The sequence below is a fragment of the Kitasatospora sp. NPDC004799 genome, assembly GCF_040609095.1.
GTDB lineage: Bacteria > Actinomycetota > Actinomycetes > Streptomycetales > Streptomycetaceae > Kitasatospora.
The window spans coordinates 27,652-44,058 of sequence record NZ_JBEXJK010000021.1 but is presented as its reverse complement, the minus strand read 5'-3'; the positions used below and the strand labels follow the sequence as shown (position 1 = coordinate 44,058).

General features: G+C 71.1%; 15 protein-coding genes and 1 pseudogene. 5 read left to right on the top strand and 11 right to left on the bottom strand.

The window, feature by feature from the left end:
• Positions 1–87 precede the first annotated feature (87 nt).
• From ABZW03_RS05235 to ABZW03_RS05185, 11 genes and pseudogenes are all read right to left on the bottom strand, one after another.
• Positions 88–537 (bottom strand): annotated as a pseudogene (locus ABZW03_RS05235) (Wzz/FepE/Etk N-terminal domain-containing protein); the annotation flags it as partial.
• Positions 534–1,745, bottom strand: a complete 1,212-nt coding sequence (locus ABZW03_RS05230; RefSeq protein ID WP_355252471.1) for a glycosyltransferase family 4 protein — start codon at positions 1,743–1,745, stop codon at positions 534–536. The pseudogene ABZW03_RS05235 and the gene ABZW03_RS05230, both read right to left, overlap by 4 nt.
• Before the next feature lie 88 nt (positions 1,746–1,833).
• Positions 1,834–3,150 carry a nucleotide sugar dehydrogenase gene (locus tag ABZW03_RS05225; protein ID WP_355252468.1) on the bottom strand — a complete coding sequence of 439 codons (1,317 nt, stop codon included), beginning with the start codon at positions 3,148–3,150 and terminating at the stop codon, positions 1,834–1,836.
• A 109-nt stretch (positions 3,151–3,259) separates the two neighbouring features.
• Positions 3,260–4,675 carry a sugar transferase gene (locus ABZW03_RS05220; protein WP_355252485.1) on the bottom strand — a complete coding sequence of 472 codons (1,416 nt, stop codon included), beginning with the start codon at positions 4,673–4,675 and terminating at the stop codon, positions 3,260–3,262.
• Positions 4,676–5,305: 630 nt separating this feature from the next.
• On the bottom strand, positions 5,306–6,556 hold the full coding sequence (locus tag ABZW03_RS05215; RefSeq protein WP_355252465.1) for a cytochrome P450: 1,251 nt from the start codon (positions 6,554–6,556) through the stop codon (positions 5,306–5,308).
• Positions 6,546–7,604, bottom strand: a complete 1,059-nt coding sequence (locus tag ABZW03_RS05210) for a cytochrome P450 (protein ID WP_355252462.1) — start codon at positions 7,602–7,604, stop codon at positions 6,546–6,548. Before ABZW03_RS05210 ends, ABZW03_RS05215 begins: the two co-directional genes overlap by 11 nt.
• Positions 7,605–7,736: 132 nt before the next feature.
• A complete protein-coding gene (locus tag ABZW03_RS05205) occupies positions 7,737–7,817 on the bottom strand; it encodes a tryptorubin family RiPP precursor (protein WP_355252482.1) in 81 nt (26 codons plus the stop codon).
• Between the two features lie 152 nt (positions 7,818–7,969).
• The gene (locus tag ABZW03_RS05200) at positions 7,970–8,239 is read right to left on the bottom strand and encodes a hypothetical protein (protein ID WP_355252459.1); all 270 of its coding nucleotides are present in this window, start codon (positions 8,237–8,239) and stop codon (positions 7,970–7,972) included.
• Positions 8,236–8,400 carry a hypothetical protein gene (locus ABZW03_RS05195; RefSeq protein ID WP_355252479.1) on the bottom strand — a complete coding sequence of 55 codons (165 nt, stop codon included), beginning with the start codon at positions 8,398–8,400 and terminating at the stop codon, positions 8,236–8,238. Before ABZW03_RS05195 ends, ABZW03_RS05200 begins: the two co-directional genes overlap by 4 nt.
• 88 nt (positions 8,401–8,488) lie before the next feature.
• Positions 8,489–9,055, bottom strand: coding sequence for a TetR family transcriptional regulator (locus tag ABZW03_RS05190; protein WP_355252456.1), 567 nt, complete (start codon positions 9,053–9,055; stop codon positions 8,489–8,491).
• Positions 9,056–9,370: 315 nt separating this feature from the next.
• The gene (locus ABZW03_RS05185; protein ID WP_355252454.1) at positions 9,371–9,850 is read right to left on the bottom strand and encodes a hypothetical protein; all 480 of its coding nucleotides are present in this window, start codon (positions 9,848–9,850) and stop codon (positions 9,371–9,373) included.
• Positions 9,851–9,929: 79 nt separating this feature from the next.
• Here ABZW03_RS05185 and ABZW03_RS05180 point away from each other — a divergent pair, with 79 nt between their 5' ends.
• From ABZW03_RS05180 to ABZW03_RS05160, 5 genes are all read left to right on the top strand, one after another.
• The gene (locus ABZW03_RS05180) at positions 9,930–10,346 is read left to right on the top strand and encodes a PPOX class F420-dependent oxidoreductase (protein ID WP_355252451.1); all 417 of its coding nucleotides are present in this window, start codon (positions 9,930–9,932) and stop codon (positions 10,344–10,346) included.
• Positions 10,347–10,484: 138 nt separating this feature from the next.
• Entirely contained in the window at positions 10,485–11,987 is a 1,503-nt protein-coding gene (locus ABZW03_RS05175; protein ID WP_355252448.1) for an MFS transporter, read from the top strand.
• A 449-nt stretch (positions 11,988–12,436) separates the two neighbouring features.
• Positions 12,437–13,513, top strand: a complete 1,077-nt coding sequence (locus ABZW03_RS05170) for a terpene synthase family protein (RefSeq protein ID WP_355252445.1) — start codon at positions 12,437–12,439, stop codon at positions 13,511–13,513.
• A gap of 63 nt (positions 13,514–13,576) precedes the next feature.
• Entirely contained in the window at positions 13,577–14,968 is a 1,392-nt protein-coding gene (locus ABZW03_RS05165) for a cytochrome P450 (RefSeq protein WP_355252442.1), read from the top strand.
• 287 nt (positions 14,969–15,255) lie between these two features.
• Positions 15,256–16,332 carry a polyprenyl synthetase family protein gene (locus tag ABZW03_RS05160; protein ID WP_355252439.1) on the top strand — a complete coding sequence of 359 codons (1,077 nt, stop codon included), beginning with the start codon at positions 15,256–15,258 and terminating at the stop codon, positions 16,330–16,332.
• Positions 16,333–16,407: the final 75 nt, after the last annotated feature.

Here is a 16,407-nt window from a genome sequence, read left to right as displayed (position 1 = left end):
ATGGGCCTGGTGCACGTCGGCGACTCCCGCGCCTACCTGCTGCGCGACGGCTCCCTGGTGCAGATCACCCAGGACCACACCTGGGTGCAGCGCCTCGGGCTGTGCCGCCTCCGGGTCGCTGCCGTCGCCGGAGAGCCGGGCGGCGAAGGTGACGAACTGCCGGGCCAGTTGATCGGCGAGCTGCTGGGCGCGCTCCGGGGTGTCGGCCGTCCCCGAGACCTTGACGATGTTCCCGTCCGAGGCCGCGGCGGCCACCCGCTCGCGCAGCTCGCGGCCGTCCGCCCCGGGCCAGTCGAGCGCGGCGGCCGTGCGGTCGAGCACCACCGAACTGGTCGCGATCTCCGCCTGGGTCAGCAGCTCGCGCTCCTGCCACGCCCCCGGCAGCAGGACCGAGGCCGAGGTCGTGTACTGCGGCGGGAACAGCAGGGAGGCGCCGTAGCCGAGGAGCGCACCCAGCAGGGCGAGGACGGCGAGCAGCCGCCACCGCCGACGCAGGATCCGGCCGATCGTGGCCAGGCGTATCGTTTCGTCGCTCAACGGCGCGGCCTTCTCCCGACCCGGCCCCGGCCGCCCGCCGACACCGGCGCCCGGCCCCGGCAGGCGGCGGCGTAGGCGGCGAGCAGCGCCCGCTGGGAGTTCCGCCAGGCGAGCGGCCCGTTGATCCGCTCCTGGCCGATCTTGCCCATCAGGGCCCGCTTCTCCGGATCGTCCATCAGCAGCGCGATCAGCTCGGCGAACCGCCCCTCGTCGTTGGCGGGCGCGTAGACGGCGGCGTCACCGGCGGAGACCCGCGCCTCCCGGAGGTCGAAGGAGACGATCGGCCGGCCCATCACCATGTACTCCAGGACCTTGTTCATGGTCGACACGTCGTTGAGCGGGTTGCGCGGGTCGGGGGAGAGGCAGACGTCCGCGGTGGACAGGTAGCGCACCAGGTCCGCGTCCGGAACGCGGCCGGTGAACTCCACCTGCTCCGCGAGCCCGAGCCGCCGGGACAGCTCCACCATCGCGTCGAAGGTGTCCCCGGCGCCGACGAACACCGCGTGCCAGTCCGTCCGCCCGAGCTCGTCGCGCAGCTTCGCCAGCGCCCGCAGGGCGTAGTCGACGCCGTCCTGGGGGCCCATGACGCCGAGGTAGCACAGCAGGTGGGGCTTGCCGCGCTTCAGCTCCGGCTCGGGAGGCACCGGCCGGAACCGGTCGGTGTCGGGCGCGCTGCGCACCACGAAGACGTCCTCCGGCCGCTTGCCGCCCCGCCGCAGGGCGACGTCCCGGTAGCTCTCGTTCGTCGCGAGCACGACGTCCGCGGCCCGGTAGGTCCGCCGTTCCAGCGCGCACACGCCGCGGTAGAGCAGGTCCTCGCCGCGGTCGAACCGGGAGAGGTACAGCTCGGGGACCAGGTCGTGCTGGTCGAAGACGAACCGGGCGCCGTGCCGCTTCAGCCACAGCGCCGGCAGGAACAGCAGGTCGGGCGGGTTACAGGCGTGGACCACGTCGACCGGGCCGACCTCGCGGGCCAGCCGGGCGGTGTGCCACAGCGCCGAGCCGTACTCCCGCAGGTAGCCGGCCGGCCCCCCGGTGGCCGCCTCCAGGGGGTACCGGTGGATCCGCACCCCGTCGATCACCGCCTCCGGCTCGGTGTCCCGCTTGCTGCCCCGCGGGCAGATCACGTGCACCGTCCAGCCGGCGTCGCGCAGCGTCGTGCACTCCTGCCAGACCCGCCGGTCGAAGGGCACCGACAGGTTCTCCACCAGGATCAGCGCGCGCCGGCCCCGCCCGTCGGTGCCTGCCGGGTCTCCGGAGGACGTGTCCTCGAACGGTGCGTCACTGGACGCCGTGTCACCAAGCAAGGCCCACGTACCCCGGTTCGGCCCGGCGCGCCTCGGCGTCGGGAAGGTGGATGAGGTCGACGATCACCGGTCCGCCGCCGTGCGGCAGCGCCGACAGCACGGCCGGGTCCCTGGTCCCCACCACGCACACCTCGGCGTGGTCGAGCACCTCCTCGACGGACTCCGCGAGCAGCTGCGCGAGGTGCGGCAGCCGGTTCTCGATGTACTCGCGGTTCGCGCCGAGCAGCCGGGAGAGGTTCACGTTGGGGTCGTAGATCCGCAGGTCGTAGCCCTTGCCGAAGAGCGTCTCGGCCAGCTCGACGAGCGGGCTCTCGCGGAGGTCGTCGGTGCCGGGCTTGAAGGACAGGCCGAACAGGCCCACCCGGCGCCGGCCGGTGCGCTCGACCAACTCCACCGCGCGCCGCAGGTGTTCGGCGTTGGAGGGCAGCACGTGGGAGAGGATGGGCACCGCGACGTCGGCCCGCTGCGCCGCGTGGACCAGGCTGCGCAGGTCCTTGGGCAGGCAGGAGCCGCCGAAGGCGAAGCCGGGCCGCAGGTAGGCGGGGCTGATGTTCAGCTTGCGGTCGGCCAGGAACACGTCGATCACCTGGTGCGAGTCCACCCCGAGCGCCCGGCACACCGCGCCCAGCTCGTTGGCGAAGCCGATCTTGAGTCCGTGGAACGCGTTGTCCGCGTACTTGATCGCCTCGGCCGTCGGGACGGGCACCCGGAACACCTCGCCGGGCAGCCCCTCGTACAGCGCCGCGACCACGTCGCCGCTGGCCGGGTCGAGCTCGCCGATGACGGTCTTGGGCGGGTCGAAGAAGTCCCGCACGCTGGTGCCCTCGCGCAGGAACTCCGGGTTGACCGCGACCCCGAAGTCCACCCCGGCCGTGCCGCCGGCGTGCTTCTCCAGGATCGGCACCAGCAGGTTCAGGCAGGTGCCCGGCAGCATGGTGCTGCGGAACACCACGGTCTGCCGCCCGCCCCGCTCGGCCACCGCGGCGCCGATCTGCTCGGTGACCCGCTCCAGGTACGTGGTGCACAGGCTGCCGTTGGGCTCCGACGGCGTGCCCACGCAGACCAGCGACACCTCGCTGCCCGCGATCGCCTCGCGGACGTCGGTGGTGGCGCGCAGCGCCCCGGTCCGGACGACCTCGGCGATGAGCTCGCCGATCCGCTCCTCGACCACCGGGGCCTTGCCGTCGTTGACCAGGTCGACCTTCACCTGGCTGACGTCCACCCCGATGACCTCGTGCCCCAGGCTGGCCAGGCACGCGGCCGACACGCAGCCCACGTAGCCGAGCCCCAGGACGCTGACCCTCATGACCCGTTCCTCCCCTCGGGCCGGCCCTCGCGGCCGGCCATCCGCGCGCCGATCGGACGGCGCCCCCCACGCACCCCGCGTGCCACTCGCTCTCCGGGTGCCGCTGTCATCAGTAGGCCCCCTGCCCCTGGAGCACCGCCCGCAGCGTCTTCCAGAGGATCACCGTGTCCAGGGCGAGCGACCAGTCCTCCACGTACCGCAGGTCCAGCCGGACCGCCTCCTCCCACGGCAGGTCGCTGCGCCCGCTGATCTGCCACAGGCCGGTGAGCCCCGGCTTGACCAGCAGCCGCCGCCGGATGTCCGGGCCGTACGCCGCGGACTCCTCGGGCAACGGCGGCCGCGGCCCGACGAGCGACATCGAGCCGGCCAACACGTTGAGGAGCTGCGGGAGTTCGTCGATCGAGTACCGGCGCAGCACCCCGCCCACCCGGGTCACCCGCGGGTCCCGGCGGAGCTTGAACAGCAGGCCGGCGCCCTCGTTGCGGTCGGCCAGCTCGGCCCGGGCCCGGTCGGCCCCGGCCACCATGGTGCGGAACTTGACCAGGGTGAACTCGCGGCCGCCCTTGCCGACCCGGTGCTGGCGGTAGAACGGCCCGCCCCGGCTGTCCACCATCACGAGCAGTCCGACGAGCACCATCAGCGGCGCGAACAGGACCAGCAGCACCGCGGCGCCCAGCCGGTCGACGACCTCCTTGACCGCCCGCGGGGCGCCGGTGAAGGCCGGCATGCTGACCCGCAGCATCGGGATCCCGAGCACCGCGTCGACGTGCAGCCGCGGGCCGGCCACCTCCATCAGCACGGGGGCGACGACCATCTCGGCGTCGCCGCCCTCGAGGTTCCAGGCCAGCCGCTGCAGCCGGTCCGGCGTCCAGTACGGGTCCGGGGTGACCGCGACGACCCGGTAGCCGTCGCGGCGGACGTGGTTGGCGACGTCCGTCAGGCGGCCGACGACCGGCACGCCGTCCAGCCGGTCGCCGCCCGGCCCGAGGACGTACGGCGTGCACACCGCCTCCACCCGCCAGCCGAGGTGCGGGAACTTGCGGGTCCGGGCGATCAGGTCGCGCACGGTGGCCGGGCTCCCGGCGGCGAGCACCGGGCGCAGGCACCGCCCGTGCTTGCGCTGCTTGTGCAGCCACAGGCGCAGCAGGTACCGCTCGGTCATGGTGACGAGGGTGATCGCCGGGATCGCGACGAAGATCCACAGTTTGATGTTGTGCGAACTGAGGGCGATTCCGCCGAGCGCCAGGACGACGGCCGCCGTGAACAGCGAGCGGCCGAGCCGCCGGAACTCCTCGGCGCCCTGGCCGAGCACGGCCGGGGCCCACGACCGGGTCGTCGCCAGCGCCCCCAGCACCAGCAGTTCGGTGCCGAAGGCGAGAATTCCCCATTTCTCGTGCCAGTTGGCCGCGTCCCGAACTCCGAAGAAACCGCCGATCGCCGCCGCCACGAAGGCGGTGGCCACGGTGTCGCTGATGATCACCGTACGGCGGTACTGCTGCTCCCAGTCGACCTCGGGCCGGCCGATTCCCCCGTTCCCCGGACGCTTTCGCGCCGGCCGAAACGGGCGGACTAATTCTCCTTCCCCCTGCTCCACAGCGGCCTCAAGGTCACCAGTGGGTTCGACGTGTTCGCTCCACACGGTTCCTCCCCCCGGGAGGCCGGAGCCTCCCGCACTGATCCTCCCCTCGGGAGGCCCTGCCTCCCGTTCCGCGCTGTTCCTCCCCCCGGGAGGCCCCGCTCCCGGCGCATGGCAAAACCGGCTGTCGCAGCGTTACGTGAACTTCCGCCCGGGCGTCGGCAGGTTCGCTCTCGGGCACCGGGAATCGATCATCCCGGGCCCGCCCGGGGACGCGACCAATGGCCGTCCGCAGTGCCGGACCCGTAGATCATCAATTGCCGCCCTCGCGCTCAACCGCGCGAAGTGAAAATCAATCTAGAGCATCGGAGGGGCCCAAAGAGAGGGATGTGTAAAACGCGTGCTCGAAATTTGAAGAGCGATCTTCCGGACCTCGTCCCCGACGGCCGCCCCGCCCCCCACCACCCCCGCCGTGACCTGTGCCGACGGGCGGCCCCCGGCCCCCGTCCCCGCCGCCCCGGCACCCCCGCGAAGACCACCCCCGGCGCACGGAACCAGCCATTCACCCACCCGTCGGCGTCAGCGCAGCAGCACCCGCAGGCCGAGCAGTCCCCGGTGCCGCGGGTTCTCCTGCCACTGCGCGGCCGCGGCCGGCTCGGCCAGGCGCAGGGCCGGGAAGCGGCGCAGCAGTTCGCCGAACGCGACCTCGGCCTGGAGCCGGCCCAGCTGTGCGCCGAGGCAGTGGTGGATGCCGTGGCCGAAGGCGAGGTGCCGGGTGGCGTCCGGGCGGGTGATGTCGAAGCGGTCGGGGTCGGCGAAGACGGCCGGGTCGCGGTTGGCGGCGAGCAGCGCGATCTGGACGAACTCGCCGGCCGGGATCACGGTGCCCGCGACGGTCACCGGCTCGGTCGTACGGCGGAGCGAGGCGAGGCCGAACGGGCTCTCGTAGCGCAGGACTTCCTCGATCGCGCCGGGAAGCAGCCCCGGATCCGCACGCAGCGCCGCGAGTTGCTCGGGGTGGCCGAGCAGCGCGTGGACGCCGTTCGCGATCAGGTTGACGGTGGTCTGGTGGCCGGCGATCGCGAGCAGGAACGCCATCGAGGTGATCTCGGCCTCGGTCAGCCGGTCGCCGTCCGCCTGGGCGGCGAGCAGGTCGGAGATCAGGTCGTCGCCCGGGTGGGTGCGCTTGTGGGCGACCAGGGCGCGCAGGTAGTCCGCCATGCCTTCGGCCGTCTCCACCGAGACCTCGCCGTCCGCCGCGCCGTCGTCCTCCGGGCCGGCGTCGACCGCGTTGCCCCGGACCTGGAGGTTCTCCCGTTCGGCCTGCGGCGCGCCGAACAGCTCGAAGACCACCGCGAGGGGCAGCGGCAGCGCGAACTCGCTGATCAGCTCGGCCGATTCGAGCCCGTCCAGCCGGTCCAGCAGCGCGCCGACGTGGCGCTCGACCATCGGTCGCAGGGACGCCACCTGCCGCCCGGTGTACGCCTGTTGGACCAGCTTGCGAAGCCGGGTGTGCTCCGGGGGGTCGGAGTTGAGCATGTGCGTCATCAGGTCGCGGCCCGGGCCGTCCCCGGAGTTCCCGACGTGCCGGGCGAACGCCTCGGTGACGGCCTGCTTGCTCAGCCGGGGGTCGGCGAGGGCGGCCCGGCACTCGGCGTGGCCCGTGACGACCCAGCCCTCGAGTCCGGCCGCGCCGCCGAACCGGACCTTGCGGGCGCCGCCCTCGCTGCGCCAGCGGCGGTAGGCGGCGTGCGGGTCGGCGTAGAACCGGCCGTCGGCGAACTCCGCGTCCGCATCCCCATCGTCGGTGTGCCTGTGATCAGCGTGCATCGCGCGCCTTCAGGACGCGGACCTCGCTGACGCCGAGCAGACCGAGCAGCGGCACCTTGGCGGTCCGCTGCGCGGGGTCGACGACCAGGCCGGCTTCCCGGATCCGGTCCAGCAGCAGTTCGGCGAGCGGCATCACCATGTGCCGGCCCCAGCAGCGTTCGGAGGAGTGCCCGAACGGCAGGTAGCCGGGCGTGCTGTCCGGGTCGAGGTGGTCCCAGCGCTCCGGGCGGAACTCGTCCGGGTCCTCCCACAGCGCCGGGTCGCGGTGGGAGAGCAGCGGCAGGACGAGGACGTCGTCGCCCGCGCCGATCCGCGGATCGATCGCGGGGTACTCGGGCGACGCGCGGCGCAGGATGTTCCAGGACGGCGGCAGCAGGCGCAGCGACTCGAGGATGATGTTCCGGTTCGGCGTGCTGTCGTCGAACGGCGAGCCGAGCCAGAGCGCGTTCGCGACCAGGGTGGAGATGGTGAAGCAGACGGGCGCGGCGGCTCGGCGGTACATGCCCAGCGCGTACCGCCGGTCCTGGTAGGTGGCCGCCTTCGCGGTGAACTTGCCGAGCTCGGTGAGGTCGTCGCCGGGCTTGGGCCGACCGGGCAGGGCGGCGCCGGCCGCGATCACCAACCAGGTGAGCAGCGGCGTCAGTTCGAGGTTGCGGCTCATCAGGATCCGCAGCCGGCGCGGGTCCCGGCCGAGGATGAGGTCGCGCAGGAAGAGGTGTCCGGTGAGCGGCCACGGACCGGACAGGTCGAGGTTCTGCGGCAGCGGGGCCTTCAGCGCCTCGCGCACGTCGCTGCCGATCGTCCGGGTCACCGAGGACGCCTCGGTGCGGGTGATCGACCGTCCGTGCAGCGGTTTGAACGTGGGCCGTTCGATCTCGGTGGCGCGCCGGGCGGCGAGGATCCGGTCGGTGAGCTCGGGCCCGGCGACCCCGATCGTGTCGGGCTCGAGCCGGACGGCGTCCTTGCCCAGGTGGTCCCTGAGCAGGGCCTCGAGCCGGGGGGAGAGCACGGTGGTCCGCGAACGGGCGGAGGCGGGTGAGAGGGCCATGTGATGTCTCCGAGACTTTGCCGGGGCCGGTCGCCGCCCCCGCCCCGGGCCCGGTCGCCCGGCGGAGGCCGGGAGGGGGCAGGGGCGGGGGCGGGTCAGCTGTTCAGGTACCGGAGGTACCGGTCAGCCGGCTTAGTACCAGACGTACCAGGCGCTGGCCTTCAGGCTCTTCTTGGCGAAGGACGCGTCACGGATGGCGAACAGGATCTTCATCATTTGGGTCTCCCTTTCGTTACCAGCTGGCTGGGTGGACGTAAGGCCACTGTGCAGTCGCCCTACAGACGTCTCCACGGAGCCGGCCCCCCATCGGGTTCACCTCCGGAGGACCGGGCTTCATCGCAGGCGCTGTCCGGTCCGACGTGCGGTCAGCGGACGGGGACGAGTTCGTAGCCGGCCTGGAAGAAGCGCAGGTGGCGCGGTTCGTAGGTGAAGCGGAGGCCGTGGGTGATGGCGTGGCGCCCGTGGTGCAGGCCGATGACGGCGGCCACGGTGTAGTTGCGGCCCCAGGTCTCCACCAGCGTGTTCAGGCTCATCAGGGCGGCCGGGACGGGGCCGCGCTTGTCGTCGTCGACGAACGACTCGCAGATGATCAGTCTGGAGAAGCGGATCGACCTCGTCGGCGGCGACTTCTTCACCACCCCGCTCCCCGGTACTCGTGCTGGTCCACGACCGTCACCCAGCCCCCGAAGTAGTACGGCTTGCCGCGTACCGGGAACTCCTCGGACAGGTCCGAGTTGCGGTACCTTCCCGCGTCGTCGCGCCGCAGCAGGCCGAGCGCGGTGCACGCGGTGAGCAGCAGCTCGGCGGGCCGTTCCTCGATGCCGTGCCGTGCGGCGAAGCGGGCGACGGTCCACGCGGCGGAGGCGAGTGATGCACGCCGCCCCTCACAGGAGGCGCCGCACGGCCTCCATGATCGCGTTCCGGCAGTCCTCCAGGTCCGACGTCAGGACAGTCGTCGCCGGCATGCTCGCGGCATTCGTCGGGCTCCAGGCCGAGGCGATGGCCAGGACGAGGGTGAGAAGTGTGGCCGGGGTGAAGCCCGGTGTGCCCACTCCGCCCTTCCGAGCCGCTTCCAAGGAGGCGAGCTTGTCGTCGTGGGTCTGCTTGGCGACGGCAGGGTCCCGTTCCACGGCAGTGCCGCGTTCCAGCCGGTGCCAGGTCGCCAGGCGGAGTACCTCGGGGTGCTTCTGGTAGAAGTCGAACAGCCGCCCGGCGTAGCCCGGCAGGTCGTCAGGCGTGAAGGGCACCATGTCGAGGCCGCGCCCGAGGTGTGCGTCGAAGACGGCGTCGAAGAGCCCGTCCTTGTTGCAGAAGTAGACGTAGATGAGGTTCTTGTTCGCCGAGGCGATCTTGGCGATCCGGTCGACGCGGGCTCCCGCGATCCCGTACGCCGCGAACTCCTGGGTCGCTGCGTGGAGGATGCGCGCCTTCGTGGCCTCGGCTCGGGACATGGGAGTCATGCTAACAGCGCCTACTGGATCTTGCCGGGGCGTAGGACCCGGTGCTCTCGCCAGGTGAGCGCGTTCGCCGCCGGAACCACGGTGGATTCGTTCGAGACATGAGGCGATTCGTTCGGGAGTCCCGTCGGTGTCCTGCTCCGGGTGAACCGATGAGGGGGAGAAGTGCCGCGCCGGAACGGTGGGTTCCCACCGCCCGACGATGACCGGGCCGACGGTCGGCGCGATGCGCAGACCCACGACGAGGCAGGCCCGGGGGGCCGCGGCGACGTGTCCTCGCGATCAGGGACCGGTACGCGGCGTGTGTCGTCACCGCAGTCCGAAGGCGTCGATCACTGCCTCGGAGGCGAGCAGCATGACGGTGCACCACAGGGTGACACCGGCCATCAGCCAGCCGATCAGCCGCCACCGGGGCAGGCCCAGCGCCGTGCCGAGCATGGCCGATCCCCAGGTGCCGAAGAGCGCGGGCCCGATGATGCCGAAGCCGATCACGCCGTACCGGTTCACCAGGCGCCGGGCCCGTCGGCCGGTGGGGCCGTCAAGGCGGTTGCGGCGGTCGCGGCGGTTCTCGGGCGGCGGCCCGGCGGTGACGGGCCGCCGCTTCGAGCGCCGGAGCAGCCAGCGGGTACGCAGCCACCCGGCCGCGAAGACGGCGGACAGCAGGCATCCGGCCGCGCCGAGGAGTACGGCGACGAGCGCGACGGGCGGGGGGAGGGAGGAGAGGCCGAGGGGTACGGCCGGGGTGCCCAGGGCGAATCCGGCGAGCACGGCCAAGGCGAAGTTCAGCACGCAGCACTCCTCGTCTCGGGGGCGGGCGCCACGTCGGTGCGCGGCGACAGTGAGTTAACTAACCAGTTACCCTATCGCGGTGACCACCTCACCATCCGCCTCAGCATCCTTGCCGGGCAGTCCGGTTGAACGACTGGCGGCATCCAGGTACGTACTTCTCACGACGTTCCGCCGGGATGGGCGGGCCGTGCCCACTCCGGTGTGGGTGATGGGGGACGGGGACTGCCTGGCCGTGTGGAGCGCGGCCGACGCCGGCAAGGTCAAACGGATCCGCAACAGCGGCCGGGTGACCGTCGCCCCCTGCAACTGGCGGGGAGTCCCGAAGGGGGAATCCGTGCCCGGTGTCGCCGAGTTGCCCGCCGACCGGGACACCGTCCACTACCTCGACCTGATGAAGCGCAAGTACGGCCTCGTCGCGCGGGTCGGCCTGCTGGGCAGCCGACTGAAGGGGTCCGGGTACCGCGCGGTGGGCATCCGGATCCGACTCGCGGAGTGACCCTCGCGGACCTCCGTCGCATCCGGCCATCTCTCCTCGCCAGAAGGCGTGTTGACGGACCATCGGATCTCGGGCAGCCTTGCCTCGGAATATTAACCATCCAGTTAGTCAATCTATTTCGAACGGAGTGGCACCGCCATGTCGGCATCCACCACTGAGCTCACCGGCATCCCGCCCGAATCAGGACCCCCGTCCCCGCGGTCCTCGCTGCGGTGGTGGGCGCTGGCCGTGATCGGCCTGGCCCAGTTGATGATCATGCTGGACGCCACCATCGTGAACATCGCGTTGCCGTCCGCCCAGGCCGACCTGGGCTTCTCCGACAACGACAGGCAGTGGGTCGTCACCGCCTACGCACTCACCTTCGGCAGCTTGCTGCTGATCGGCGGGCGTGTCGCCGACCTCTTCGGCCGCAAGCAGGCCTTTCTCGCGGGTGTCATCGGATTCGCCGCCGCCTCGGCGCTCGGCGGAGCCGCCGGCAGCTTCGAACTCCTGGTGCTGGCCAGGGCGATCCAGGGCATCTCGGGTGCCCTGCTGGCCCCGGCGGCCCTCTCCCTGCTGACGACCATCTTCACCGACGTCAAGGAGCGGGGCCGGGCCTTCGCGATCTTCGGTGCCATCGCGGGCGCCGGCGGCGCGCTCGGCAACCTGCTCGGCGGCCTGCTGACCGAGTACCTCAACTGGCGTTGGACCCTCTACATCAACCTGGCGTTCGCGGCGGTGGCGCTCCTGGGCGGTCTGCTGCTGATCGAGCGTCAGTCGCGGGTGGAGCAGCGCCCCAAGCTCGACGTCCCCGGTGCGGTACTCGTCACCCTGGGGCTCTTCGGCCTGGTCTACGGGTTCTCCAACGCCGAGTCGCGCGGGTGGAGTTCTCCCGCCAGCTGGGGTCTGCTGGTCGGCGGCCTCGCCCTGATCGCCCTCTTCGCGTACTGGCAGTCGACGACGGCCGGGCCGCTGCTGCCCCTGCGCATCCTCCTCGACAGGGATCGAGGCGCCTCCCAGATCGCCATTCTGGTCGCCACCGGAGGCATGTACGCGGTCGCGTTGTTCCTCGCCTACTACATGCAGCAGACGCTCAGGTACACCCCGGTCGAGGCGGGGCTCGCCTTCCTGCCCATCCCCGCCGCACTGGTCCTTGCCTCCGCCCTGGCCGTGGGGGTCCTGATGCCCCGGGTGGGGCCGAAGATCGTGATTCCCCTCGGGATGGCGCTGCTGGGCGTGGGCATGGTCTGGTTCACCCGCCTGGATCTGGACAGCACCTACACGGGAGGCATTCTGCCGCCGCTGCTCGTCCTGGGCCTCGGTCTCGGCCTGGTCTACGCGCCGGCGATCGACCTGGCCACCTACCGGGTTCACGAGGACGACGCCGGGGTGGCCTCCGCGGCGGTCAACACCTCGCAGCAGATCGGTGGTTCGTTGGGGATCGCCGTTCTCAACACGCTCGCGGCGACCGCCGCGGGCAGCTATCTCAGCAGCCGGCAGGCCGCGCCCGAGGTGATCGCCGGGGCGGCGTTGCACGGCTACTCCACCGCGTACTGGTGGGCGGCCGGCCTCGCAGCCGTCGGGCTCGTCGTGACCTTCGCGCTGTACCGTCCCGGTGTTCGGGAGAAGTCCCCCGACGCGGTGAAGGCCGTCGCCATGTGACACCTGCTCCACGAAGTCCCTCCATCCTTGAATCGCACGCAGCCCCCGGGGCCGTGCCGCGCCCCTCGGGGGCCGGTCGCCGCCCCGGGGGCCGCTTTGTCGGGCCGCCCTTGAGCAACGGATGGCGGAAGCCGGGTGCGGCACCCGCAGTCGGGCGTCCTTGACCTTGTTGCCGGCCGGTTGTCCATCGATTGTCTGCCGGGACGCCGGGCTCGGTGCTGCCCGGGGTGCCGCGACCGTGTCGACCAGGGCGTTGACCGTATGCCGACGAGGTCGTTGATCGTCTGTCTACCAGCATCCCTGACCGTATATCAGGTGTCGCCGAGTGGGCGGACGGGCATACAGCCCCACCGCCCAAGGCCGTCCAATGCTCCGGGTTCATTCCGAGGGCCACCCCAGCATTACTGCGACATTCCTGCCGCTCAGTCCTGCCCGAAGGGATTCTTGGCATGACAACCGTGCGCCGCACACTCGGCGTTCCGCCGTTTTTCTGCCCTTTGCCCGACGCCGTGTACGACAAGCCGGAGGAGATAGATGCCGGCGCCGTCGCCTGGATGTTCCGGCAAGGGTTCCGCAAGGAGGGTGACTGGCTGCCGCGCATGAACGCGGGTTCGTACACCGCACACTGCATGCCGTACGTCCTCGACCGGTGCGCCGAGATCATCACCTGTGTCATGTACTGGGGCGGCGCCTGGGACGACGACCTCGACGTGATCCCGGGGCTGGACCAGCCCGCACCGCTGACGGTCCACGTCAGCCGTCTCAAGCACATCCTCGCCTCGCCCAAGTCCGTCGTGCCGCCCGGAGACGCGTACCTCTCCTCCTTCCAGGACTTCTGGAACCACATCTCCACCGTGTCGACCCCGGGCCAGCTCGAGCACCTGCGCCAGGGTTTCTGCAGCTACTTCGACGGCGTGCTGTGGAAATGTGCGAACCAGAGCCTCGGTGAACTCCCCGAACTGGGCGACTACCTGATCATGCGGGGCAACGATGTGGCCGGCCCCTGGCTGACCGCACTCACTCCGATCGGCGGCGGTTACGAACTGACCGCAGCCGAACGCCTCGATCCCCGGGTGCGCGCCGCCTCCGAAGCCGTATCCGTCATCGTCGGCCTCGACAACGACCTGATCTCCATTCACCGGGAGAATCTCCAGGGCCTGTTCGACCAGAACGCCATCAGCATCATGGTGCGCGACCGGCAGTGCACGCCCGAGGAAGCGGTCGCCGAGGTCCGCGCGCTGCGCGACCGAATCATGTCCCTCTATCTGAATCTGCGTGACCAGGTCTCCGCGACCGCCCGCCCGGAACTGCGGCGATACGTCCACGAGATCGGCTACTGGATTCGCGGGCACATCATCTGGGCGGACTTCACCACCCGCTACTGCGCGCCTGTCGACCCGGAGACCGGCGAAGAACAGGATTTCGGCGGCTACGGCCTGGTCTGGGCCGACGAGCCGGCTGACGCCAACCCCGCGCCCCTGCCGATTCCACAGATCGCCTGGTGGTGGGACCAGTTGGAGGAGTGAGAGCGGCGACGCACAGTCCGACAGGTCCACAAGTTCGCCAATAGCACCATGGAGGTTTGTTCCGTGACAGGCCAGGAAACCCGCAGCTACACGAAGGGCAGCGCACCGAATGCCCGGCCCGTGCTCGGGCACGCGAATCAGCTGCGCAGCGACCCGCTCACCTTCCTCCGATCACTGCCCGAGCAGGGCGATCTCGTGAAGATCATGGTGGGGCCGACCCCCATGTACATCGCGTGCCACCCTGATCTGGTCCACGAGATGCTGACCGACAAGGTCAAGGACTTCGTCAAGGGCGGTCCCGTGATGGACCGCGTGCGCACGGTCCTCGGAGACGGGCTGGTCACGGTCGACGGCCTCGTCCATCGCAAGCAGCGACGCCTGATCCAGCCGTCCTTCCACCCTGCGCGCATCGCCGAGTACGTCGGCATCATGCAGAAGCAGGCAGCCGCGTCGGCTCATGAATGGCCGGAAGGCAAGAACGTCGACCTCCTGATGCAGATGGGCAACCTCAGCGCCGACGTGGCGCTGAGCTGCCTCTTCTCCGAGCCCGGTGAGGGCGAGGTGCGCCGGGGCGGTCACCACGGTCTCCCGACGGCCCTGAACACCGTGATCGACGGCATGTTCTTCCGCATGCTCAACCCGCTGCCGGCGCTGTCCTTCCTGCCCACTCCCGGCAACCAGCGCTACAAGCGGGCGGAGGCGCAGCTGCACCAGGTGGTGAACGAGACCATCGACCGCTACCGCCGCTCGGGCGAGGGCGGCGGTCTGTTGCGCACGATGATGACGGAGGTCGACGAGGAGGGGCACCGCTTCACCGACCAGGAGCTGCACGACCAGTCCATCACCCTGCTCCTCGGAGGCGCGGAGACCACCGCCGTCCTGATGTCGTGGATCTTCCACCTGCTGCACGAGAACCCGCGGGTCGCCGCCACGTTGCACGCGGAGCTCGACGAGGTGCTGGCCGGCCGCCCGGTGACGGCCGAGGACCTGAAGAAGCTGCCGTACACCCGCAACGTCGTCGCCGAGGGTCTGCGCCTCTACCCGCCGGCCTGGCTGCTCAGCCGTCGTGCCGCTGTCGACACCACGCTCGGCGGGCTGCCCGTGCCGGCCGGCACCGAGCTGTCGTACAGCCCCTTCCTGCTGAACCGGGACGCCCGCTACTTCGACGCCCCCGACAGCTTCGAGCCGGACCGGTGGCTCACCATGTCGACCACTCCGCGCAAGGGCGCCTACCTGCCCTTCGGGGCCGGGAACCGCAAGTGCATCGGTGACGCGTTCGCCCTCACCGAGGCCCAGGTCATCGTGGCCACCGTGGCCCAGTACTGGAAGCTGGACCGCGCCCCGGGCACCCGCCCCACGCGCGCCCTCGTGCGGATGAGCCTGCGTCCCGACCAGCTCACGGTGGTGCCGACCCGTCGGCAGCCGGCACGCGAGCCGCAGTCCGCCGCGAGCTGAACCCGTTCCGTTCGACCGACAGGGGCCCGGCGGGCGCCGCACCGGGCCCACCCCTGCCCGGCATGCCCTCCACCAACTGAACCCGCATGTACGGAGGGCATGCCATCCGGCGCGGCCCGAACACCCACCACTCGCCCCTCCCTCGGCGACCCGCACCTGCGGTGCGGCCCGGCGACTGCCGGGACCCTCCTTCGCCCGGCCGGAAAGTGCTGCCTCTCGGCGCTTTCCCTCCCATGCCACGTCCTCGCGGACGCGGCCACATGGTCTTGACGAACAGGAGTAACGACATGAATTCGACCACCAGCCTTCGCGAGCCGGGAGCCGACGCCCTGGACCCGGTTCATCTGCGCGGCCTGATCGACGAGCGATTGAACGCCTTCCTCGACGCCAACTGCGACAGGCAACCCCACCTGGTCTCGCTCATCGAGCACCTGCGTGGCTTCCTGACCGCCGGCGGCAAGCGCATCCGGCCGCTCTTGTGCATGGTGGGCTGGCACGCGGCGGGCGGATACGGCGACACGGGGCCCGTCATCGGCGCGGCGGCCTCGCTCGAACTCTTCCACGCCTTCACCCTCATCCACGACGACGTGATGGACGCCTCGGACACCCGGCGCGGCCGTCCGACCCTCCACCGGACGCTGGAGACGGGTGCGGACGCCACGACCGCGGAGCGGTTCGGCACCAACAGCGCGATCCTGCTCGGCGACCTGGTCATGGTGTGGTCGGACGAGCTGCTGTACTCCAGCGGCATCGACCACGAGCGATTGGTCGCCGTCCGACCGCTGCTGGACGCCATGCGCACCGAGGTGATGATCGGTCAGTACCTGGACCTGCAGGCCACCGGGAAGCCCGACGAGGACGTCGAACGGTCGCTGGCCGTGATCCGCTACAAGACGGCGAAGTACACCGTGGAGCGGCCGCTGCACATCGGCGCGGTCCTTGCCGGAGCGGACCAGGCCCTGCTGGACGTCTTCACCGCCTACGCCCTTCCGATCGGCGAGGCCTTCCAATTGCGCGACGACCTCCTCGGCGTCTTCGGCGACCCGTCCAAGACCGGCAAGTCGGTCCTGGACGACCTGCGGGAGGGCAAGGCGACCGCTCTGATGGCACACGCCCTCCACACCGCCGGCGCCGAGCAGGCGCGGGTGCTGAGGTCCCTGGTCGGCGACCCGGACCTGGACGAGGCAGGCGCCGAGACGGTTCGCGGGATCCTGCGGGCCACGGGCGCCGCCGACAAGGTGGAGCAGATGATCACCGATCGTGTGCAGCGTGCCCGGCGGGTCCTGGACGAGACCCCGTTCCCGGACGAGGTCAGGAAGACCCTCGAAACCTTCGTCACCACCACGACGCTCCGGACCACCTGAGCACGCACCGTCGGGTGCGGCTCGACGCCCTGGCCCGCCCTGCGCCCTGGCCCGCCCTGCGCCCTGGCCCGTCCT

Bases quoted from the DNA above. Each gene is read 5' to 3' on its own strand.
- ABZW03_RS05225 (WP_355252468.1), bottom strand. From the start codon at position 3,150: ATGAGGGTCAGCGTCCTGGGGCTCGGCTACGTGGGCTGCGTGTCGGCC.
- ABZW03_RS05215 (WP_355252465.1), bottom strand. From the start codon at position 6,556: ATGCACGCTGATCACAGGCACACCGACGATGGGGATGCGGACGCGGAG.
- ABZW03_RS05210 (WP_355252462.1), bottom strand. From the start codon at position 7,604: ATGGCCCTCTCACCCGCCTCCGCCCGTTCGCGGACCACCGTGCTCTCC.
- ABZW03_RS05205 (WP_355252482.1), bottom strand. From the start codon at position 7,817: ATGAAGATCCTGTTCGCCATCCGTGACGCGTCCTTCGCCAAGAAGAGC.
- ABZW03_RS05190 (WP_355252456.1), bottom strand. From the start codon at position 9,055: ATGTCCCGAGCCGAGGCCACGAAGGCGCGCATCCTCCACGCAGCGACC.
- ABZW03_RS05175 (WP_355252448.1), top strand. From the start codon at position 10,485: ATGTCGGCATCCACCACTGAGCTCACCGGCATCCCGCCCGAATCAGGA.
- ABZW03_RS05170 (WP_355252445.1), top strand. From the start codon at position 12,437: ATGACAACCGTGCGCCGCACACTCGGCGTTCCGCCGTTTTTCTGCCCT.
- ABZW03_RS05160 (WP_355252439.1), top strand. From the start codon at position 15,256: ATGAATTCGACCACCAGCCTTCGCGAGCCGGGAGCCGACGCCCTGGAC.